Annotated in this window: 21 protein-coding genes and 1 other annotated feature; of the genes, 4 read left to right on the forward strand and 17 right to left on the reverse strand. The window is 40.0% G+C overall.

The features are described 5' to 3' along the window. Window positions 1-12: 12 nt before the first annotated feature. The 5 genes from JP36_RS06010 to JP36_RS06030 all read right to left on the reverse strand — a co-directional run bounded on the left by JP36_RS06010 (window position 13) and on the right by JP36_RS06030 (window position 5886). Window positions 13-1380: a diaminobutyrate--2-oxoglutarate transaminase gene (locus JP36_RS06010; RefSeq protein ID WP_039172970.1), complete on the reverse strand. Its 1368-nt coding sequence runs from the start codon at window positions 1378-1380 to the stop codon at window positions 13-15. 353 nt (window positions 1381-1733) lie between these two features. Then, the gene (gene deoD / locus JP36_RS06015; RefSeq protein WP_018345544.1) at window positions 1734-2453 is read right to left on the reverse strand and encodes a purine-nucleoside phosphorylase; all 720 of its coding nucleotides are present in this window, start codon (window positions 2451-2453) and stop codon (window positions 1734-1736) included. Window positions 2454-2469: 16 nt separating this feature from the next. Continuing rightward, on the reverse strand, window positions 2470-3702 hold the full coding sequence (locus JP36_RS06020; RefSeq protein WP_039172973.1) for a phosphopentomutase: 1233 nt from the start codon (window positions 3700-3702) through the stop codon (window positions 2470-2472). Window positions 3703-3731: 29 nt separating this feature from the next. Then, window positions 3732-4511 carry a deoxyribose-phosphate aldolase gene (gene deoC, locus JP36_RS06025; protein WP_081964348.1) on the reverse strand — a complete coding sequence of 260 codons (780 nt, stop codon included), beginning with the start codon at window positions 4509-4511 and terminating at the stop codon, window positions 3732-3734. A 103-nt stretch (window positions 4512-4614) separates the two neighbouring features. Next, window positions 4615-5886: a NupC/NupG family nucleoside CNT transporter gene (locus JP36_RS06030; protein WP_039081696.1), complete on the reverse strand. Its 1272-nt coding sequence runs from the start codon at window positions 5884-5886 to the stop codon at window positions 4615-4617. Between the two features lie 311 nt (window positions 5887-6197). Here JP36_RS06030 and mtr point away from each other — a divergent pair, with 311 nt between their 5' ends. The 4 genes from mtr (at window position 6198) to hisD (ending at window position 10679) form a co-directional block, all read left to right on the forward strand. Beyond that, on the forward strand, window positions 6198-7451 hold the full coding sequence (mtr, locus tag JP36_RS06035) for a tryptophan permease (protein WP_039172976.1): 1254 nt from the start codon (window positions 6198-6200) through the stop codon (window positions 7449-7451). 2 nt (window positions 7452-7453) lie between these two features. Further along, window positions 7454-8206: a class I SAM-dependent methyltransferase gene (locus tag JP36_RS06040; protein WP_418904664.1), complete on the forward strand. Its 753-nt coding sequence runs from the start codon at window positions 7454-7456 to the stop codon at window positions 8204-8206. Between the two features lie 127 nt (window positions 8207-8333). Beyond that, window positions 8334-8453: a sequence feature (His leader region), on the forward strand. A 30-nt stretch (window positions 8454-8483) separates the two neighbouring features. Then, complete coding sequence (hisG, locus tag JP36_RS06045) at window positions 8484-9383, forward strand: ATP phosphoribosyltransferase (RefSeq protein ID WP_039172982.1); 900 nt, start codon at window positions 8484-8486, stop codon at window positions 9381-9383. Window positions 9384-9392: 9 nt separating this feature from the next. Continuing rightward, window positions 9393-10679, forward strand: a complete 1287-nt coding sequence (gene hisD / locus JP36_RS06050; RefSeq protein WP_039172985.1) for a histidinol dehydrogenase — start codon at window positions 9393-9395, stop codon at window positions 10677-10679. Window positions 10680-10750: 71 nt separating this feature from the next. On the opposite strand, the gene JP36_RS06055 is transcribed toward hisD, so the two are convergent. The 12 genes from JP36_RS06055 to ccmA form a co-directional block, all read right to left on the reverse strand. Next, entirely contained in the window at window positions 10751-12355 is a 1605-nt protein-coding gene (locus JP36_RS06055; RefSeq protein WP_039134216.1) for an ABC transporter substrate-binding protein, read from the reverse strand. 129 nt (window positions 12356-12484) lie between these two features. Further along, window positions 12485-13888, reverse strand: coding sequence for a DHA2 family efflux MFS transporter permease subunit (locus tag JP36_RS06060; RefSeq protein WP_039172988.1), 1404 nt, complete (start codon window positions 13886-13888; stop codon window positions 12485-12487). 3 nt (window positions 13889-13891) lie between these two features. Then, window positions 13892-14404 (reverse strand): molybdopterin-guanine dinucleotide biosynthesis protein MobB, encoded by a 513-nt coding sequence (gene mobB, locus JP36_RS06065; protein ID WP_039172992.1) that lies wholly within the window; start codon window positions 14402-14404, stop codon window positions 13892-13894. Window positions 14405-14423: 19 nt separating this feature from the next. Beyond that, entirely contained in the window at window positions 14424-15323 is a 900-nt protein-coding gene (gene ccmI / locus JP36_RS06070; protein WP_039172995.1) for a c-type cytochrome biogenesis protein CcmI, read from the reverse strand. Continuing rightward, window positions 15324-15800, reverse strand: coding sequence for a cytochrome c-type biogenesis protein (locus JP36_RS06075; RefSeq protein WP_039172998.1), 477 nt, complete (start codon window positions 15798-15800; stop codon window positions 15324-15326). Next, window positions 15785-16351 carry a DsbE family thiol:disulfide interchange protein gene (locus JP36_RS06080; protein WP_039083935.1) on the reverse strand — a complete coding sequence of 189 codons (567 nt, stop codon included), beginning with the start codon at window positions 16349-16351 and terminating at the stop codon, window positions 15785-15787. Before JP36_RS06080 ends, JP36_RS06075 begins: the two co-directional genes overlap by 16 nt. After that, window positions 16344-18302 carry a heme lyase CcmF/NrfE family subunit gene (locus tag JP36_RS06085; RefSeq protein ID WP_039173001.1) on the reverse strand — a complete coding sequence of 653 codons (1959 nt, stop codon included), beginning with the start codon at window positions 18300-18302 and terminating at the stop codon, window positions 16344-16346. The genes JP36_RS06080 and JP36_RS06085 overlap by 8 nt, the downstream gene beginning before the upstream one ends. Then, window positions 18299-18838: a cytochrome c maturation protein CcmE gene (ccmE, locus tag JP36_RS06090; protein WP_039173003.1), complete on the reverse strand. Its 540-nt coding sequence runs from the start codon at window positions 18836-18838 to the stop codon at window positions 18299-18301. The genes JP36_RS06085 and ccmE overlap by 4 nt, the downstream gene beginning before the upstream one ends. Beyond that, on the reverse strand, window positions 18835-19047 hold the full coding sequence (gene ccmD / locus JP36_RS06095) for a heme exporter protein CcmD (RefSeq protein WP_039173007.1): 213 nt from the start codon (window positions 19045-19047) through the stop codon (window positions 18835-18837). The genes ccmE and ccmD overlap by 4 nt, the downstream gene beginning before the upstream one ends. Before the next feature lie 12 nt (window positions 19048-19059). After that, the gene (locus tag JP36_RS06100) at window positions 19060-19797 is read right to left on the reverse strand and encodes a heme ABC transporter permease (protein ID WP_039173010.1); all 738 of its coding nucleotides are present in this window, start codon (window positions 19795-19797) and stop codon (window positions 19060-19062) included. Between the two features lie 25 nt (window positions 19798-19822). After that, window positions 19823-20485 carry a heme exporter protein CcmB gene (gene ccmB / locus JP36_RS06105; RefSeq protein ID WP_039173013.1) on the reverse strand — a complete coding sequence of 221 codons (663 nt, stop codon included), beginning with the start codon at window positions 20483-20485 and terminating at the stop codon, window positions 19823-19825. Window positions 20486-20487: 2 nt separating this feature from the next. Then, complete coding sequence (gene ccmA, locus JP36_RS06110) at window positions 20488-21135, reverse strand: cytochrome c biogenesis heme-transporting ATPase CcmA (protein ID WP_039134189.1); 648 nt, start codon at window positions 21133-21135, stop codon at window positions 20488-20490. Window positions 21136-21383: the final 248 nt, after the last annotated feature.

Below are 21383 nucleotides of genomic sequence, written 5' to 3' on the forward strand. Positions count from 1 at the left end.
TTTTATCCTCAATTAACCACGAACCGCTGCTAGCGCTTCCACTAATGATTTGGTAAAGCGTTTGATCATCTCTTCGCACTCTTGCTGGCTGATGATAATCGGGCAAAGCACACGCACCACATTACCGTTACGTCCGCCACGTTCCAACAACAAACGATTGTCAAAACAGGCTTTTTGGATAGCCACCGCTAAATCGGCATCGCCCGGGAATACGCCGGTGTGATCGGCTTTCTGGCGTTCATCAACAATTTCAATGCCCATCATTAAACCACGTCCGCGCACATCACCGATACAAGGATACTGTTTTGCTAATGCTTGCAATGCTGTTTTTAAATAGTCTCCGCGCTCTTGTGCATTTTGTGCTAAATTTTGTTCACGCATAATTTTTAAAGAAGCATACCCAGTTGCCATCGCTAATTGATTTCCTCGGAAAGTACCAGTATGACCTGCCGGCTTCCACGCATCAAATTCCTTACGAATAGCCAACACCGCTAATGGCAAACTGCCACCAACCGCTTTCGACATCACCACAATATCCGGTTCAATCTCGGCGTGTTCAAAAGCAAACATCTTACCGGAACGGCAGAAGCCGGCTTGAACTTCATCGACGATCATTAAAATCCCGTGTTTTTGTGTCACTTCACGCACTTTCTGCAAAAACTCAATTGGTGCCGGCACTACGCCGCCTTCCCCTTGAATGGCTTCCAAAATAACGGCAGCTGGTTTAACCACTCCGCTTTCAACATCTTCAATAAAGTTTTCAAAATAGTGCGTTACTGCTTTGGCACCTGCTTCTCCACCGATACCAAACGGACAACGATAGGAATGCGGATATGGCATAAACTGTACGCCTGCCATCAGATTCTGTACCGCATTTTTGGCACCTAAATTACCGGTTAAAGATAATGCGCCGTGCGTCATTCCGTGGAAACCACCTGAAAACGCAATCACATTACCACGACCGGTATAGGTTTTGGCTAATTTAATCGCTGCTTCGTTTGCATCCGCACCTGATGGGCCGCAGAACTGTAAGCAGTATTTATCTTTCGGAAAGAAAAAGAGCAACTCTTCGGTAAAAGCATCTTTTAACGGCGTGGTTAAATCTAAAGTATGCAATGGCAAACCACTTTCAATGGTGTCTAAAATGGCTTGTTTAATTGCAGGATGATTATGTCCAAGTGCCAATGTCCCGGCACCGGCTAAGAAATCTAAATATTCATTCCCTTCCACATCGGTTACCCAACAACCGGAAGCTTTCGCAATCGCTAAAGGTAATTTTCTTGGGTAGCTACGCACATTGGATTCCATTTTATTTTGGCGATCCAAATAATAGGCATTGGTGGCGTTATCGATTGATTTTACAGGAGTGATAATTGTCATAATAAAACTAAACCTTCTAATAGAGGTGAAAAAAATAAGTCGGGTGCCTTGCGGGAAGCCTAAGCTTTCTGTTCCTGAAAAAACAGATGCCATGGGGCATTTTGACTCGCTACTTATTAAAAAAAGCGTTTCAGCTTTTTTATCTTTCTCCGGATCAATTCAAGGATGATTGATGGAGAGTAGATGAATTGCAAATAAATCACCATAGATTAATAATTCATTCACAATGAGGGCGGTATGGTACCGATTTTTATTAAAAAAGAAAGTGTTTTTTTATACAAATAATGCAATTTTTTATTTGCTTCTTGCAAAAAAATAGGGTGCTTGTCAGCACCCGATTCAATCATTAAAATTTATTGTTGATCGCCGATTAGAACCGATTCCAATGCAATTTCGATCATATCATTGAAGGTTAATTGACGCTCTTCAGCGCTGGTCTGTTCTCCGGTACGGATATGATCGGAAACGGTGCAAATCGCCAATGCTTTTGCGCCATATTCCGCCGCCACCGCATAAATACCGGCAGCTTCCATTTCCACGCCAAGAATACCGTATTTTTCCATAACATCGAACATCTCAACATCCGGTGTATAGAACAAGTCAGCAGAGAAAAGATTACCGACACGCACCTTTGCCCCTTTCTGTTTTGCTGCCTGAACAGCTGCTTGCGTCATATCAAAATCAGCAATCGCCGCAAAATCATTATCTTTAAAGCGGATACGGTTGACTTTAGAATCAGTACAAGCCCCCAAGCCGATAATCACATCACGCACTTTCACATCTTGGCGCACTGCACCGCACGAACCGACACGAATAATTTTTTTCACGCCATATTCAGTGATCAACTCTTTGGCATAAATAGAACAGGAAGGAATGCCCATTCCGTGCCCCATCACCGAAATTTTACGACCTTTGTAAGTACCGGTAAAACCAAGCATATTACGCACATTGGTCACTTCAACCGCATTTTCTAAAAAGGTTTCCGCAATATATTTTGCACGCAGCGGATCGCCCGGCATCAATACAACATCTGCAAATGCACCATCAACCGCATTAATATGTGGAGTTGCCATATTTAATTTCCTCTTATTATTTATTTTCAAAATCAATCATTGCTGTACCATAATCCATTGCACTCAACCCAAAATAATTCGCAATGGTCTGCCCAATATCGGCAAAAGTTTCACGTTTACCGAAAGATTGTTTTGGCACATTTGCACCGTATAAAAGCACCGGGATATGTTCACGAGTATGATCGGTGCCGCTCCAAGTCGGATCACAACCGTGATCGGCAGTAATAATCAACAGATCATCACCGCTAACCAATTTGAGCAGTTCCGGCAAGCGTTTATCGAAATATTCCAATGCGGATGCATATCCTGCTACATTACGGCGATGACCGAAATCAGAGTCAAAATTGACAAAGTTAGTAAATACAATGGTTTTATCACCGGCAGCTCGAACCTCTTCTAAAGTGCGGTCAAACAACTCTTCCAAGCCGGTTGCCTTAATTTTACGGGTAATCCCTGTGTGAGCATAAATATCGGCAATTTTACCGATTGACACCACTTCACCCTGTTTCTCATCAACCAATTTTTGTAATACAGTTGCTGAAGGCGGCTCAATCGAGTAATCGTGACGATTTCCGGTACGCTGGAAATTACCTGCTTTATCGCCGATAAACGGACGCGCAATGACACGACCGATATTGTAACCTTCCAACTCTTCACGCACTAAATGGCAAAGTTCATATAATTTTTCCAAGCCGAAAGTCTCTTCGTGGCAAGCAATTTGGAATACAGAGTCAGCAGAGGTGTAAAAAATCGGTTTGCCGGTACGCATATGCTCTTCACCCAATTGATCCAAAATAACAGTACCGGATGAATGGCAATTACCTAAATAGCCTGGAATGCCTGATTTTTCCACAATACGATCCAATAACTCCTGTGGAAATGAATTTTCGTGTTTTGGGAAATAACCCCAATCAAATAAAACTGGCACACCGGCAATTTCCCAGTGACCAGATGGCGTATCTTTACCTGATGAAATTTCTTTCGCATAAGCATAACCGCCAATAATCTCCGCATTTTCATCCAAACCGGCTGGAAATACGCCACACGACTCTTTCGCTGCCAAACCTAGCCCTAATTTAGTCAAATTCGGCACCTTCAATACGCCTTCACGCCCTTCATTCGCCAATCCGTCAGCACAACGTTGTGCAATATGACCCAAAGTATTAGAACCGGCATCACCAAATTTATCGGCATCTTCCGCCGCTCCGATACCGAAAGAATCTAACATCATAATAAATACACGTTTCATAATATCCCTCTTTCTTTTGATTATGATGATTAATAACCGGCACGCGCCGCAGTTGTCTTCTCACCCAAAGTTGCTAATAAATTATTTAATAACCCTGAAGCACCAAAACGGAAATGACGCGGTGTAAGCCACTGTTCACCGAATAAATCCGCAGCAAGTTGTAAATATTGCTGTGCCTCTTCAGCGGTACGAACACCACCTGCCGCTTTAAAGCCGACGCGATCTTGGACAGCTAAATCACGAATAGTTTCCAACATCACTTTTGCCGCATCCAAAGTAGCATTAACCGCCACTTTTCCGGTTGAGGTTTTGATAAAATCGGCACCGGCAAGGATAGCAATTTCAGACGCTTTACGAATCAATTCCGCTGTTTTTAATTCTCCGCTTTCAATAATTACTTTGAGCAATTTATCACCGCACGCCTGTTTACACGCTTTCACCAACTCTGCGCCAGTTTTCTCATCACCTGCCATCAACGCGCGATATGGGAAAACAACATCCACTTCATCCGCGCCGGCTTTAATTGCCGCTTCAGTTTCGGATCTCGCCAATTCGATATCGGCTGCGCCTTGTGGAAAGTTCGTTACCGTTGCCACTTTCACTTGTGGATAACCGAGCTGTTGCAATCTTGTTTTTGCAGTTTGAATAAATGGTGGATAAATACAAACCGCAGCAGTCTGCCCGATGCTATTTTGTTCTTTATCACAAAGTGAGATCACACTCTCATCAGTATCATCGGTATTTAATGTGGTTAAATCCATTAAGGATAGGGCTAATTCAGCCGCTTGAGTAAGAGTAAGCATTGTCATAATTCTTCCTTTTTTAGAAAAGCAAACGTTTTCTATCCCCTAATAACAGAACACCACGACAAATTGCCGTGGTGTTTTACTGTGCATTATTCTATCACAATTACTATCCCATTAATACAGGTCCAACCAAACCGATAAATAACCCTGCAATTGCCGCACTCATTAAGTTGGAGAGAGAACCGGCAATAACCGCTTTAATTCCAAGTCGAGCAATATCCTTACGGCGATTCGGTGCCATTGTACCCAAACCACCGATTAAAATCGCAATTGAGCTGAAGTTAGCGAAACCGCAAAGCGCGAAAGTAATAATCGCTTTCGTTTTTTCTGCCAATACTATCGAAGAGTCAGGAGAAAGATATTTAACGAAATCAACGTAAGCAACGAATTCATTCAATACCAATTTTTCACCAATCATTGCACCGGCAATTTCAGCTTCATTCCAAGGTACGCCGATCACCCAAGCTAACGGACGGAACACCCAACCAAGAATAGTTTGTAGATTAAGCTCACCATAGCCGAACCAACCGCCAACGCCGCCGATAATACCGTTCAATAATGCGATTAACGCAATGAAAGCAAGTAACATCGCACCAACGTTCATCGCCAACTGCATACCTGAAGAAGCACCCATTGCCGCCGCATCAAGCACATTGGATGGTTTTTCATCCACATCGTTTGCTTTCAATTCATCATTGGTTTTTTCAGTTTGTGGGAATAGGATTTTTGCGAATAATAATCCGCCCGGTGCCGCCATAAATGATGCTGCGATCAAATACGGAAGCGGCACGCCCATTTGTGCATAACCGATCATTACTGAACCGGCAACAGAAGCCAATCCACCACACATAATCGCAAACAATTCAGATTGTGTCATTGTGGCAATATACGGACGCACGATTAATGGCGCTTCGGTTTGTCCTACGAAAATATTGGCTGCGGCAGACATAGATTCAGTTTTAGACGTACCAAGAATTTTTTGGAGGAAACCACCGATTAAACGGATAACCCATTGCATAATGCCTAAATAGTAAAGCACAGAAATTAAAGAGGCGAAGAAAACGATTGCCGGCAAGACCCGGAAAGCAAAAATAAAGCCGCCACCGCCGAACAACTCAAACATTTTATCGCTGACCAAACCACCGAAAAGGAAACTAATTCCTTCATTACCATATGCAATAACTTTGTTAACTGCTTCTGCAGCACCGAGCAATGCTTGGCGTCCCAATTCCGAATAAAGTACCAATGCCCCGATACCAATTTGAATTAAGAATGCACCACCGACCGTTCTAAGACTGATCGCTTTGCGATTATTTGATAATAGAAAGGCAATTGCCAATAACACAACAATGCCGATAATACTCATAAGTGAGTCCATAACTACCCCTAATTGGAAAATGGCTATTAATTGATAGAAGAAACCCTCAAGTTATCCCATAGCATCAAATATTCTCTACCTTAGGATAAACGCTGATAACTATACCTTTTTTCTGAAAAATTTGCTGAAAAAATTGTAAAAATGAGAACGGAATCGATTACTTAAAGCACATTTTTATCATTTAGCCTCATTTTTTATAACAAAAAAATTTTTCTTGTTCGCTTTATCTACTGAAAAATACATTCGTTTCACTATTTACTTTTTATAATGTACTACTATAATAGTGCAAAATTTTTATCGGAGAACAGATTATGAACCAAAAAATTCCTTCCTTACTTGGTGGTGCAATGATTATCGCCGGAACGGCAATCGGTGCCGGAATGTTTGCTAACCCGACCGCGACCGCCGGCTTATGGTTTGTCGGCTCAATTCTTGCGTTAATCTATACTTGGTTCTGTATGACCACCTCCGGATTAATGATTCTAGAGGCTAATCTTCATTATCCTACCGGAGCAAGTTTCAGCACCATTGTTAAAGATTTGCTTGGTAATGGTATGAATATTATCAATAGTTTATCACTTGTGTTTGTCCTATATATTTTAACTTACGCCTATATAACCTCAGGTGGTGGCATTACAGAAAATTTGCTTAATCAACTACTTACCACCGATAGCAATGCAGTTGAACTGGGAAGAAGCTATGGTTCACTTATCTTCTGCTTAATTCTTGCCGCATTTGTTTGGTTATCAACTAAAGCGGTAGACCGTTTTACCACAGTGTTAATTTTCGGTATGGTCGTTGCTTTTTTCCTTTCCACCACCGGCTTGTTAACTTCAGTAAAAACTGATGTTTTATTCAATACCATCGCACAAGGAGAGCAAAGCTATCTACCTTATTTGCTTGCAGCATTGCCTGTCTGCTTAGTTTCTTTCGGTTTCCACGGCAATGTGCCAAGCTTAGTGAAATATTATGATCGCGATGGTAAACGAGTACAAAATGCGATCATTTTAGGTACATTAATCGCATTATTTATTTATGTATTATGGCAGCTGGCAATTCAAGGAAATTTGCCTCGTCAAGAATTTGCACCGGTTATCGAAAAAGATGGTGATATTGCAGCATTGCTTGGTGCTTTGAATAAATATATTCAAACAGAATATATGGCGGTTATTCTGAATTTCTTTGCCTATATGGCAATTGCCAGTTCATTCTTAGGTGTTACTTTAGGGCTTTTTGATTATATTGCTGATCTCTTTAAATTTGATGACAGCATTAGCGGTAGAACTAAAACAACGTTGATCACTTTCTTACCACCGCTATTACTTAGTTTGCAGTTCCCTTTCGGTTTCGTTATTGCCATTGGTTATGCCGGTTTGGCTGCAACAATTTGGGCTGCAATTGTTCCGGCATTATTGGCTCGCGCCTGCCGCAAAAAATTCCCTGAGCAAAGCTATACTGTATTCGGTGGCAATTTTATGATTTACTTCATCATCCTATTCGGTGTGTTAAATATCATTGCACAGTTAGCTGCTCGTTTCGGCTATTTGCCTATATTTAAAGATTAATAATGCAAACCAGCATCTATGATCAAGCGGATTTTTTCGAGTTATATCAAAAACTTCGGAAAAATCCGATTAGCTTAAATGAAGTTGTTGAAAAACCAACGATGTTTGCAATGGTTGGGGATGTGAGCAATAAAACTATCCTTGATCTCGGTTGCGGAACTGGTTCGCATTTATTGCACTATTTACAGCAAGGCGCTAAACAAGTAACTGGCATTGATTTATCAACAAAAATGCTAGAACAAGCGACTATAAATCTTAAAAGTGCCGGATTTAATACTAATCAATTTAAATTGTTCGCCGGAGCGATGCAGGATCTATCTCAATATACCGATCTGCAATTTGACATCATTACTAGCTCTTTTGCTTTTCATTACATCGAAAATTTTCCTGATTTATTACGACAAATTTACGCAAAATTGCTACCGCACGGACAGCTCATTTTCTCTCAGGAACACCCAATTGTAACCTGCTATCAAGGTGGCGATCGCTGGTTAAAAGATGAAAATAAACAGCAAATTGCTTATCGGCTCAACTTTTATCGTGATGAAGGAGAACGACAACGAAATTGGTTTAAACAACCATTTAAAACCTATCATCGTACTATATCAACTATTGTTAATGATCTGATCAATAACGGTTTTCAAATAGAACAATTGCAAGAACCTATGCTTACCGATCAAAAGCAATGGCATCAGGAGTTTAAAGATCTACAACATCGTCCAGTACTCTTATTTGTGAAAGCAATAAAACAATAAAGGTTACAAAGAGTTTAAAATTTATCCTTTTTTTAGAGAAAAAACTTGCATAATCAAAAAAAATCGCATAGTTTAAATAAAGTTTTTCAATTAGGATTAAGCAAATGTTATTTATTCGTTACTCTCATCATCACCATCACGTTACTGAATAATCTTTCAGGCGTTTGGTATTGCTTGGAAGATTCAACTTCCGAGAGTACAAATTTCAGCTACACCCTTCGGAAGTTATTTCGAAGGGTTTTTTAATATTTAACAAGTAAAAAAAGGAAGTTACACAATGTCAGATAAATCTCGTTTACGCATTGCAATGCAGAAATCAGGTCGTTTAAGTAAAGAATCACAAGAATTACTCAAACAATGCGGGGTAAAAATTAATTTAAATGAACAGCGTTTAATTGCTTACGCAGAGAATTTACCAATAGATATTTTGCGTGTTCGTGACGACGATATTCCCGGATTAGTTTTCGATGGAGTGGTAGATCTTGGTATTATCGGTGAGAATGTGCTGGAGGAAGAAGAACTTCGACGGCTATCCAGCGGTGAAGAAGCCAATTATAAAATGTTGACTCGTCTTGATTTCGGTGGCTGCCGTTTATCATTAGCCGTGCCTCAAGATGCCGAATATGATGGACCAGAATCACTCAATAATATGCGTATCGCAACGTCTTATCCGCAATTATTAAAACGCTTTATGAATGAACGTGGCTTAAAATTCAAAAGCTGTTTATTAAACGGCTCGGTTGAGGTAGCGCCTCGTGCCGGATTAGCCGATGCCATTTGCGATTTAGTTTCTACCGGTGCGACTCTTGAAGCAAATGGATTACGTGAAGTCGATGTTATTTATCGTTCAAAATCCTGCTTAATTCAACAAACCGGAACTTTAGAACCGACAAAACAACAATTAATTGATAAATTATTAACACGTATTCAAGGCGTAATGCAGGCTAGAGAATCTAAATACATTATGTTGCACGCACCTAAGAGCAAATTAAAAGAAGTTGTCGCTTTATTACCGGGGGTTGAAGATCCAACTATTTTGCCACTGGCAAACGAAGATGATCGTGTAGCACTCCATATGGTAAGCCAAGAAAACCTATTTTGGGAAACAATGGAACAATTAAAAGCAATCGGTGCAAGTTCTATTCTAGTATTACCAATAGAAAAAATGATGAATTAAGGAATCGTTATGAAGACTCTTATTTGGAATAATTTAGATCAACAACAACGCCGCCAAGCAATGCAACGTCCAGCTATCGGTAGTTCAAAAACGATTCAAGCGGCAGTGGATGAAATCCGTGAATTAGTTCTTTCTCAAGGCGATGCGGCGCTGTTTCAACTCAATGAGCGTTTCGATAAGGTTAAATTGCCCCAGCTAAAAGTAACCAAACAACAGATTACTGAAGCTGAAGCTCGTATTGATCCACAATTAAAACAAGCTATTCAGACTGCACAACGTAATATTGCAACTTTTCATCAAGCACAAAAACCACAACCTGTTGATTTAGAAACACAAGACGGCGTTCGTTGCCAAGTGTTAACTCGCTCAATCAACAAAGTTGGACTTTATATTCCGGGTGGTTCTGCGCCGCTGTTTTCAACAGTATTAATGCTAGCAACACCGGCTAAAATCGCTGGTTGTCAACAGATTATTCTCTGTTCCCCACCGTCTATTGCAGATGAAATTCTATATGCAGCTTCTTTATGTGGAGTAGAAACCATTTATCAGGTAGGCGGCGCTCAAGCGATAATGGCGATGGCATTCGGTACAGAATCTATCCCGAAAGTAGATAAAATTTTCGGACCGGGAAATGCTTTTGTTACTGAAGCAAAACGTCAAGTTAGCCAAGATCCTAACGGTGCTGCAATTGATATGCAGGCAGGGCCTTCAGAGGTATTAGTCATTGCAGATGAATACGCTAATCCAGAATTTGTAGCGGCAGATCTATTATCACAGGCGGAACACGGTGCTGACTCCCAAGTTATTTTAGTTACCACCAGTGAAACATTGGCACAACAAACCGAATCTGCCATTCAACGACAGCTTGCCCAATTACCTCGTGCGGAAACTGCCGAAAAAGCATTATCACACAGCCGTATTATTTTAGCGCAAGATTTAGCCCAATGTGTTGAAATCAGTAATGATTATGCGCCTGAACACTTAATCGTGCAGGTTAAAGAAGCAAGATCACTATTACCTCAACTGGATAACGCCGGCTCTATTTTCTTAGGTGCCTATTCACCGGAGAGTATGGGAGATTATGCCTCCGGGACAAACCACGTTTTACCAACCTATGGTTATAGTAAAACTAACTCCAGTCTTGGTTTAGCAGATTTTAGTAAACGAATGACCGTTCAGGAATTAACGCCGCAAGGCTTCTTAGATCTAGCGCAAACCGTTGAATTAATGGCAGAAGCTGAACAGTTACAAGCACATAAAAATGCCGTTACCCTGAGATGCAACAGCTTAAAATAAGGTAACAAAGCAAACAAAAAGCGGGTAAATCAAATTACCCGCTTTTGCTTTTTCTTTTGCTTCTTTAAACTTTACTCAACAACATCAACACCATAAAACGCATTATAGCCAAAAGGACTCTGTGCATAATTACGAACACGAGGACTTAACGGTGTATAGCTGACCGAGTGAGCCACAGGAATCCACGGCACTGCTTTATGGAAAATTTCCTGTGCCTGTTCATATAACGGAGTACGCACATTTTTGTCTGAAGTAACTATTGCTTTTGCCAGCAAAGCATCAAACTCTTTATTACACCAACGAGAATAGTTACTACCGTTATTGGCATTTTCACAACTTAACAACGGCGATAAAAAGTTATCCGGATCACCGTTATCACCTGACCAACCATAAATTCCGGCAGTAAACTCTCCAGCACGAGTGCGCTTAATATAATCACCCCATTCATAACTGACCAATTTTGCTTTTACACCAATCTTTGCCCAGTCATTCTGTAAAATTTCTGCGGTACGGCGAGGATTAGGGTTAGAAGCACGCACCACCGGCTGCACCCATAGTTCAGTTTCAAAACCATTAGGGAAACCTGCTTCCGCTAAAAGCTGTTTCGCTTTTTCTAAATCAAATGGGTAATCTTGAATACTGTTGTTATAGCTCCAAATTGTAGGTGGCAAAGGGCTTTTTGCAGGAATACCAGCACCTTGATACACTGATTCAATAATCGCTGATTTATCCGCAGCATAATTTAATGCCTGACGTACTTTTTCATTATCAAACGGCTTTTTCTCAGTATTAAACGCAATATAAGCAACATTTAATCCCGGTTGAGAAACTAATTGAACTTTAGGATCTTTCTTCATCCGTTCAAGATCTGCAGCATTCGGGAAATCAATCATATCGCACTGCCCTTTCTGCAATTTTGCATAACGTGCTGTGGCATCCGGCGTAATACTAAAAATTAAAGTATCAATCGGAGTTTTACCACGCCAATAATTTGGGTTAGCTTTATAACGCAGTGCCTGATCCAATTTTGCACCTGCAAAAACAAATGGACCTGTTCCAATCGGATCGGTATCTACTTTTTCCGGCGTACCTTTTTTCATCATTTGATCTGCATATTCCGATGAGTAGATAGAGAGGAAATCCATTCCTAATGTCGGTAAAAAGGTAGCATCTGGACGAGTTAGGGTAATTTCTACGGTATTATCATCCACTTTTTTAACCGATTTTAATAATTGCGGAAATTTCATCGCATTAAAGTAAGGATAGGTGCCTTTCGACACGTTGTGATAAGGATGATTAGGATCAAGCTGACGCATAAAAGAAAAAATCACATCATCAGCGTTGAAATCACGTGTTGGCTTGAAATTTTTACTACTGTGGAATTTTACACCTTTTCTAAGATGTAGAGTATAAGTCAAATTATCGGTAGAAATATCCCAACTTTCTGCTAATCCCGGTTCAATCTCAGTTGATCCTCGTTTAAAGTTAATTAAACGATCATAAACTTGCTGTGAACTGGCATTATAAGAAATGCCATCCATTACCAATGCCGGGCTAATTCCCTGCGGATAACGGCTGGTACAGTTAATAAAGGTTTTATCTGCATAAACAAAATTAGCTGCTCCTAATAAAGTCGCTGCCACTGCACTTAAAGCAAAAATTGATTTTAACTTCATCTGATTACTCCTAAGTAATGTTTTATTATGCGTCCAAGATCAAACTTACGCACTATAGCGATATAGCATAGTCAATCAGAACTTAAACTGAAATAACAAAAAGTTTCGTTTTATAACCAAATTGAATAACTATGATTCACCACGTTTATTTTGCATTACAGCCCCAACATCTGTTCGATAAAACAAGAATGTTACCAACGATAATATGCCAAAAATAGATAAGGTAAAGAAGGTATAACTAAAACTCGCAATCAACTCCGTACCTTGTGCTGTATGCTGATAGTATAAGTTTAATACCACAGAAGCAGCGGCAATTCCTAAACTGATACCGATCTGTTGTACCACACTTAATAGCGTTGTACCAGCACTAACTTGATCATCTTTTAATTCGCTGACCATCAAAGTATTGACACTGGAGAAAATCATTGAAATACAAGCACCATAAAATATTATGCTGATAATGGTCCACCATAATTGCTGATAAATACCGACCAAGCCCAAACATAGAATAGCCAAAGTTAATAAAATGCTGACACAAATTAAAGTCTTTTTATAGCCGAATTTCGCAATAATTTTAGTATTAATCGGCTTCATAATAATTGAACTGATTGCCAACGGCACCATCATCATTCCGGCTTTATCGGGTGAATAACCCAAACCCAACTGCAACATTAACGGTAATAAAAAAGGTACGCCGGCGGAAGAAAGTCTGATCAAAATGTTGCCGATCATACTTAACGAAAACGTAGAATTTCTAAAGACTGAAAGCGGAAATAGCACCCGTTTTTTACCTTTAGCATACAACACATAACTCCCAACCAGTAAAAATCCAATAACAACGAATGAAGAAGCCAAATCCTTATCACGCATAGCTTCACCAATAAAATCCAAACCTAATGTAGCCAGAACAATTCCACCGGAAAACAGGGCAAAACCAATAATATCAAATCTACTTGCTGTTCCTATCAAATTAGGCATATAAAAACGTGCACACCAAATACCGATGACACCAACCGGAATATTAATTAAAAAAATCCAATGCCAAGACATATAAGTTACCAAAAAACCACCAAGTAACGGTCCCATAATCGGTCCGGTTAATCCTGCCATTGCCATTAAATTCCACGCCGATAACAACTGACTTTTCGGCACTGTTTTGATCAAAGTTAATCTGGCAACTGGCATCATCATTGCGCCACCGACACCTTGCACAATACGAGATAAAATTAAAACATTTAATGAAGAGGAGAAAGCACAGAATATCGAGCCGATAACAAACATCGCTACTGCATAACGGAAAACTTTTAATGTCCCATAACGATCAGCAATCCAGCCACTAAGTGGCATAAATAATGCTACAGTTAATGCATAACTAATGATGGTTAACTGCATATTTAGCGGTGATTCATTTAAATCGCGTGCAATAGTCGGTAATGAAGTATTTAAGATAGTAACATCGAGAGTTTGCATAAAAAACGCAATCGATGAGATCCACGCCAAGCCTTGATACTCTTTACTTAGCTGAGAAGCCATAAACTACTTCCCTTGATTATGATTGAAATATTTAACAATAAAATCGGCGATCTGCTGTGGTTGATTAATATCTAACTGAGGTACATCTGTTGTGCTTAAGGATAAGCGATAATCTAACGCCAATGCAATGGTGTAATCATCTATTTCAGGCAATGGCTTTTCCAATTGTTGACGATGCAACAAAATTTTTGCAATAGGTTCCTGTTTAAACCCCTCTACCAAAATGAGATCGACCAACTGAGTATCAAATTGAGTGGCAAGATAATTCAGTGAAACCGGTGCGAGCGTTTCCGTCATCAATGCCCAGCGTTGATCACAAGTCATAATAACCTGTTTTGCCCCTGCCTGTTGCATTCTCCAACTATCTTTTCCCGGTTTATCCAACTGCACATTGTGGTGAGTATGCTTGATCACTGCCGTACGAATCCCGTGTGTTGTCAACAATGGCAGTAATTTTTCCAGTAACATTGTTTTTCCGGTACCACTATATCCTGTAATACCCAGCATCGGGATCATTATCACTACTTCCTCTTTTTTATTTTTGTGATGAATTTGGCTGTTGCCGTTGCATTTCTTGACGCGCATTTTCAATGCTACGCTCCAATAATTCACGTTTCGGATCATCTTTTGGCAACAGTTGCAACATCATATTCCAACTGACAATCGCCATTTTATAATCACCACGCTGAAAACTGTCAAATGCCAATAATCCTAATGCATCGGCATTACTATGATCTTGACGAATCACTTCGGATAATAACGCTCGCCCTTTGCTATTATCATTTTGATCTTGAGAAAACATTAAAATTCTGGCGTAAGCCAATTTATAGGTAAGATCGCTCGGCTGTAATTGATAGGCTTTGGCGTAACTGTCCAGCGCTAACTGTGCTTTATCGGTTGCCATCGCCATCTGTCCCATTAGCCACCAATATTCAGCATTTTCAGGATTACGCTGCAATTCCTGGCGCAACGCAACAATAAACTGCTCCAATTCAGCATTGGATAATGGTTGTTTTTGTTCATCTTTCAAACGCTCAAAAAAGTGCGGTAAGTTTTGATAAGATTGCTCCAACATTTGTTCAGCTCGCCAAGATCCAACTGCAAAATAACTTGCTGACGCCATTGTTAGCAACAACAAAAAAGCGGAAACAAACCATATTTTGCCGAAGTGCCGTACTGAAAGCGGTGTCGCGTTAGACTGTTCCGGAATATCGGATAATAACGACTGCTGTAATTCTGTTTTTAATTGTTGCTCGTTATCCAATAATCCCTGCTTTGCAGCCTCCTCAATTTCTCTCACACGATCGAAATAAAAGGCTTTATTAAATACTTCACGTTTTATTTCCGTTGCTTCTTTAGTTTTTCGTAACAACGGTAAAAAACAGATAACGGCAATTACCAATGTTAATGCTAAAACACTTAACCAAAAATTCATCTATGCTTTATCCTTTTTTAATAACTGCTGTAACCGTTGTTGCTGCGCCTCATCCAAATCTTTTTCTATGAGATTATCTGCCGACGGGTTGCGTTTACGCCAAAAAATGATAACGCCGACAACTAGAAGACATAGCGGCACCAACCATAAAACCAGTGTCGCAGCGGTAAGTGGCGGATCATAGGTCACAAAATTTCCGTAACGCGCAACCATATAGTCAATAATTTCCTGTTTGCTTTTTCCCTGTTGCAGCAATTCAAACACTTTAGATCGCATATCGGTCGCCACTAAGGCATTGGAATCAGCGATATTATTATTCTGACATTGCGGACAACGCAGCTCCTGCGTTAATTGATGATAAGTTTGCTCCTGCTCGGTGGAACTGAATTGTAATGCTTCAATCGCCGCATTGGCTGCAACGACATATCCGCAACATAGCAGTAGCGCAAACGCTATTTTTTTTATTTGGCTGAACATACCGCCTCCTTCGCATATTTCTCATAAAGCGGCTGTAATTTCTGCTGCCACACTTGCTGATTTATGTCTCCAGCGTGGCGGTAACGAATAATGCCTTGGCAATCAACAATAAACGTTTCCGGTGCACCATAAACACCAAGATCCAAACCAAAGCTTCCCTTTTGATCGTTAATCACTTCTTGATAAGGATTACCTAAATCATTCAGCCATTTTTTTGCTTTTTCAACATCATCTTTATAGTTGATGCCAATAATGGTAATTCCTTGTTTCGCTAATTGATTTAAATACTGATGTTCAGCAAAGCAGGTTGGACACCAAGTTGCCCATACATTTAACAATAGCGGTTTTTGCTGTAAAAATAGTTGATCGTTATAAGATTTGCTCTGATCAAATAGATTCATTAAGTGTGCTGTAACCGGTACTTTTTTACCAACCAATGCAGATTCCAAGGCTTTCGGATCTTCTCCCTGTGCATTACGAATCAACGCTACTGTTGCAACAATCACAAAGATTAAAAAAATAATTAACGGCAAATAGAGTTTTTTATTCATAAACTGCACCCTTAACCAATTTACTGAAACGATAACGGCGGTCACACATACATAAAACACTGCCGAATGCCATCAATAAACCACCAAACCAAATCCAACGGATAAATGGTTTATAATAGAGTCTTACCGCCCAAGCACCATTATCCAAACGTTCGCCCAACGCTGCATAAAGATCGCGTGTAATGCCAGCATCAATTGCCGCTTCGCTCATACTCATTCGACTTACTTGATAAAAACGTTTTTCTGCCTCCAATCGAGTAATTTTTTTGCCCTCTCTACTCACATCAATTTCTGCAGTAGCACCTAAATAATTAGGCCCATTACTCTCTTTAACCTGACTGAAAGTAAATTGATAACCTGCGACCTCGACACTATCTCCGACACTCATTCGCACATCTTTTTCAATGCTGAAATTCTGACTAAAAGCAATGCCGAACACGGTTACTGCGACACCAATATGGGCAAAAAACATTCCCCAATGTGAACGAGAAAGTTTACTGATACCTTGCAAAAATGAACTGCGATGTGTAGCACGTTGCTGTAATTCATAAGCACCTAACAATACGATAATTACCGTCATCATTGTACCTAAGACAACACTAACTGTTATTTTATCTGCTAATATTAACGGCAAAATAAAACCCAATAACGCCATTACAATTACACTGATCACAACCGGTTTTCTAATAACGGAAAATTGATCACGCCGCCATTTCACTAAAGGCCCAATGCCTAACAATAAAGAAAAAGGCACCATAATGATTAAAAACATCTGATCAAAAAACGGTGCACCAATTGAGATTGAACCTAAGCCCAACTGTTTATGTACCAATGGCAATAATGTACCTAACAACACTACCGCCAACGCCGTCATCAATAACACATTATTGAGTAACAGCATTGATTCTCGTGAATAGCGTTGATAATTATCCCGAGAGCGAATTTGGCTACCTTTATAAGCATATAACGCCAGCGAGCCGCCAATCACAACCACTAGATAAGCCAGAATATACAATCCTCGAGTTGGATCAGAAGCAAACGCATGCACGGAAACTAAAATACCGGAACGCACTAAAAATGTGCCTAATAAACAGAGAGAAAAGACTAGAATTGCCAATAAAACCGTCCAAGCTTTAAAACTGCCACGTTTTTCTGTTACCGCAAGAGAGTGCAATAACGCTGTACCGGCAAGCCACGGCATAAAAGAAGCGTTTTCTACCGGATCCCAAAACCACCAGCCACCCCAACCGAGTTCATAATAAGCCCACCAAGATCCCAACACAATTCCCAAAGTTAAGAAACACCAAGCCGCTAATGTCCAAGGTCTTGACCATCTTGCCCAAGCAGTATCCAAATTACCGCTCATTAGAGAAGCAATAGAAAATGCAAAAACCACTGAAAAACCAACATATCCCATATACAACAACGGTGGATGGAAAATCAGCCCGATATCCTGCAACATCGGATTCAACTCTTTACCATCAACCGGTAGCTCCGGAAATGTTCGTGTAAATGGATTAGACGCAAAAATGACAAAAATCAGAAAGCCGATACTGATCATTCCCATTACCGCTAACACTCTGGCAATAGAATCTTGAGGTAAGCGACGGCTAAAAACAGCAACTGCCAAACTCCAACAACTTAACAACCAAATCCACAACAACAAAGATCCTTCGTGCGATCCCCAAACAGCGGATAAACGATAATAGATCGGTAACTGACTGTTTGAGTTATTTACCACATACTGCACACTAAAATCGTTAATCGCAAACAGATACATTAATGCAAAAAAGGCAAAGGAGAGGGTTAAAAATAACCCCACCGTCATCGGTCTTGCTAAGGAAATTAATAATGGATTATTTTGTTTAACACCCCATAACGGCACGATTGTCAGTAAAACAGCTATCGCCAATGACAACGCTAACGCATAATTCCCGAGTTCAGCAATCATTGTTTCTCCTCAGCTTGCGATTTTTGTTCTAACATCATTTTATCCCGTTCCGATTCTGAGCTAAGATCTTTCTCAGATACGCCCATTGGATTATGAACTTTTTTCATTTGTTCACCCAATTCAGGTGGAACATAATTCTCATCGTGTTTTGCCAATACTTCACTTGCCACTAATGTCGTTGCATCTTTTAACGTACCTTGTGCAACTATACCTTGTCCTTCACGGAAAAGATCTGGCAAAATCCCTTCATATTCCACATTAATTGCCGGTCCAATATCGTTTAATTGAAATTTCACTTTTAAACTCTGCGGATCTCGTTCAACCGTTCCGGTTACTACCATTCCACCAACCCGAATACGTTGCCCAGGCTCAGGCTTCAAAGCAGCATCATTATCTTTGCCATATATTACTTCGCTCGGTGTATAAAAAAGATCAATATTTTGACGTAACGCATACAGCATTAGCCCAGCCGCAATAGCAATACCGACAAGTACAAATAACACTAAATACAGTCTTGATTTACGACGTGGGTTCATAATCCGTTCTCCGTTGAGGCTTGTTGTTTCATTCGTTGTTGACGTTGTTTATCTTTTGCAACTTCCTGCAAAATTTTTTCTTTATTTCTATGGCTAATGACCACTAATGCCAATACCGAAATCACTGAAATACCATAAGAAAGCCACACATATAAACCGTGGTTTCCCATCTGCCAAAAAGCACTCCAACTATCAAAAAATGGTGTCATTTTTTCTTCCTTCTACTTTTTTGCGACCAATGTTTGCACCCACGCACGTTTCCTATCCGCACTGAGCAATTCATTACGATAACGCACCACTGTTAAATAAACACTCAATAACATAAAACCTAAAATCGCTAACAATAACGGGATCAACATCTCTGTAGCAATAGATGGTTTTTCAAATTTTGTGATACTTGCCCCTTGATGTAAGGTATTCCACCATTGCACCGAAAAGTGAATAATCGGTAAATTCACCACACCAACAATTGATAAAATACCTGCCGCTTTAGCGCCGATACTTTTGTCTTGAAATGCACTATATAAGGCAATAACACCAAAATAGAGAAATAATAAAATTAATTCTGAAGTTAAGCGGGCATCCCAAACCCACCAAGTTCCCCAAGTCGGTTTTCCCCATACCGCTCCTGTTACCAATGCCAAAAAAGTAAACACTGCACCAATCGGTGCCATTGCCACCATCGCAAGATTTGCCTGTTTAATTTGCCAAACCAATGCTACTAAAGCGGCAATTGCCATTGAAGCATAAATTCCCATCGACCAAATTGCTGCCGGTACGTGAATATACATAATACGAAAACTATTGCCTTGTTGATAATCTGCCGGCGCAAAGGCTAATCCCCACACTATTGCTATAATAAGTACAAGCAGTGAAGCAACACCTAAAAATGGAATCAAACGCTGACAAATACGATATTGCGTTTCCGGTTTCGCATATGGATGTAACCATTTCCACATAATTTTTCTACCCTTCTCCTTATTGTTATTGCAAACTTATACGTAATGCCGCCGCCACTGCAAAAGGACAACTAACCAAAGCTAACACCAACATTGCGCCCAAAATCGCCAATTGTCCACCGTACGCCAAATGTAATGAAGCGGCATCTAATACAGCTGCTGTAAAAATAAGCACCGGAATAAATAACGGCACAACTAATAAACTTAATAACACACCACCTTTTCTTAACCCCACAGTTAACGCTACTCCTACAGCTCCTAGACAGCTTAAAATGGGTGTGCCGATAAATAAGGTTTGCACCAATGCCCACCATACATCCACTTCAAGTGATAATAAAAGCGCAGCAATCGGCGATAACAGTATCAAAGGAAATCCAGTTAATAGCCAATGTGAGAAAATTTTGGCAAGTGCGGTCATTGCTAAAGGCATCGGCAATAAAATCAGCTGTTCCAAAGAACCATCCAAATAATCATCTTTAAATAAGCGTTCAAAAGAGAGTAATGCCGACAATAATGCTGCAACCCAAACAATACCTGGAGCAATACGGGATAACAATTGAGGTTCAGGCCCGACAACCAATGGGAATAGCGTAATTACAATTAAAAAAAACCACAGCGGATTTAAGATCTCACCGGGTTTTCGCATTGCGATTTGTAATTCTCGCTTAATTACTTCGTAAAAAATCATCTTTATTCGCTTTCAATAAATTTATATTTTTCCAACTGCACTTTTTGCACTAATCGACTCGGTACATCTTGATGACTGGTAATAATCACGATTCCACCTTGATTGATGTGAAACTCAAATAAATTTGTCAAAACCTGCACGCCACGTTTATCAATCGCATTAAACGGCTCATCTAAAATCCATAACGGTGCAGTTGATAACCATAATCTCGCCAATGCTACACGTTTTTGCTGCCCAGCCGACAATTGATTTGCCGGAATATCTTCATACCCTAGCAATCCCACAACTTGTAAGGTTTCCCACAATACCTCCACCTGTTGACGACTATTAGTTGTTTTTTGGAAAAAACGCAAATTTTCCCAAGCAGATAATTCCGGTTTCGTGCCGGAATGATGTCCTAAAAACAGTAAATTTTGATTAAATTCTTCCTGCTGTTGCAAAATCGGCTCATTATTCCACAAAACCTGCCCTTCTCTTGGTCGAGAAAGCCCACTTAATGCACGTAACAGCGTTGTTTTACCCACTCCGTTATGCCCTTCAATCTGTACAAAATCACCACTCTGGAAACAGAGATTAACATCGTTAAACAAAATGCGTTCACCTCGTTGGCAACTGAGATGATTAAGCTGTAACTGATTGATCGAGTTCATATATTTATAAATGCACTTTGAGATTAATTTAACGGGCGGAAATTCTAACACAAGCAAGCAATAGGTGGTATTTTTATCTGAATAGGAATTATACCTCTTTGGTAGTAATTTTAGGTATAAAATAAGATTAAATGAATTTTAATTCATTGATATATAAGTTCTTTTTGATATATTAGTAACACACTTTTTTTTGATCTACCGCAAAATAGCACCAATGCTGGATCTTTTTATAAAGCTACTTAAATAAC

It is taken from the genome of Gallibacterium genomosp. 1, assembly GCF_000771875.1.
Taxonomy (GTDB): domain Bacteria; phylum Pseudomonadota; class Gammaproteobacteria; order Enterobacterales; family Pasteurellaceae; genus Gallibacterium.

Excerpts from the sequence above, each read along its gene's own strand:
- hisG (WP_039172982.1), top strand. The coding sequence starts at position 8,484 with ATGTCAGATAAATCTCGTTTACGCATTGCAATGCAGAAATCAGGTCGT.
- ccmA (WP_039134189.1), bottom strand. The coding sequence starts at position 21,135 with ATGAACTCGATCAATCAGTTACAGCTTAATCATCTCAGTTGCCAACGA.
- JP36_RS06080 (WP_039083935.1), bottom strand. The coding sequence starts at position 16,351 with ATGAATAAAAAACTCTATTTGCCGTTAATTATTTTTTTAATCTTTGTG.
- JP36_RS06010 (WP_039172970.1), bottom strand. The coding sequence starts at position 1,380 with ATGACAATTATCACTCCTGTAAAATCAATCGATAACGCCACCAATGCC.
- JP36_RS06100 (WP_039173010.1), bottom strand. The coding sequence starts at position 19,797 with ATGTGGAAATGGTTACATCCATATGCGAAACCGGAAACGCAATATCGT.
- ccmD (WP_039173007.1), bottom strand. The coding sequence starts at position 19,047 with ATGACACCATTTTTTGATAGTTGGAGTGCTTTTTGGCAGATGGGAAAC.
- deoC (WP_081964348.1), bottom strand. The coding sequence starts at position 4,511 with ATGACAATGCTTACTCTTACTCAAGCGGCTGAATTAGCCCTATCCTTA.
- ccmB (WP_039173013.1), bottom strand. The coding sequence starts at position 20,485 with ATGATTTTTTACGAAGTAATTAAGCGAGAATTACAAATCGCAATGCGA.
- mobB (WP_039172992.1), bottom strand. The coding sequence starts at position 14,404 with ATGATCCCGATGCTGGGTATTACAGGATATAGTGGTACCGGAAAAACA.
- mtr (WP_039172976.1), top strand. The coding sequence starts at position 6,198 with ATGAACCAAAAAATTCCTTCCTTACTTGGTGGTGCAATGATTATCGCC.
- JP36_RS06020 (WP_039172973.1), bottom strand. The coding sequence starts at position 3,702 with ATGAAACGTGTATTTATTATGATGTTAGATTCTTTCGGTATCGGAGCG.
- deoD (WP_018345544.1), bottom strand. The coding sequence starts at position 2,453 with ATGGCAACTCCACATATTAATGCGGTTGATGGTGCATTTGCAGATGTT.
- ccmE (WP_039173003.1), bottom strand. The coding sequence starts at position 18,838 with ATGAACCCACGTCGTAAATCAAGACTGTATTTAGTGTTATTTGTACTT.
- JP36_RS06085 (WP_039173001.1), bottom strand. The coding sequence starts at position 18,302 with ATGATTGCTGAACTCGGGAATTATGCGTTAGCGTTGTCATTGGCGATA.
- ccmI (WP_039172995.1), bottom strand. The coding sequence starts at position 15,323 with ATGAATTTTTGGTTAAGTGTTTTAGCATTAACATTGGTAATTGCCGTT.
- JP36_RS06060 (WP_039172988.1), bottom strand. The coding sequence starts at position 13,888 with ATGGCTTCTCAGCTAAGTAAAGAGTATCAAGGCTTGGCGTGGATCTCA.
- JP36_RS06075 (WP_039172998.1), bottom strand. The coding sequence starts at position 15,800 with ATGTTCAGCCAAATAAAAAAAATAGCGTTTGCGCTACTGCTATGTTGC.
- JP36_RS06055 (WP_039134216.1), bottom strand. The coding sequence starts at position 12,355 with ATGAAGTTAAAATCAATTTTTGCTTTAAGTGCAGTGGCAGCGACTTTA.
- JP36_RS06040 (WP_418904664.1), top strand. The coding sequence starts at position 7,454 with ATGCAAACCAGCATCTATGATCAAGCGGATTTTTTCGAGTTATATCAA.
- JP36_RS06030 (WP_039081696.1), bottom strand. The coding sequence starts at position 5,886 with ATGGACTCACTTATGAGTATTATCGGCATTGTTGTGTTATTGGCAATT.
- hisD (WP_039172985.1), top strand. The coding sequence starts at position 9,393 with ATGAAGACTCTTATTTGGAATAATTTAGATCAACAACAACGCCGCCAA.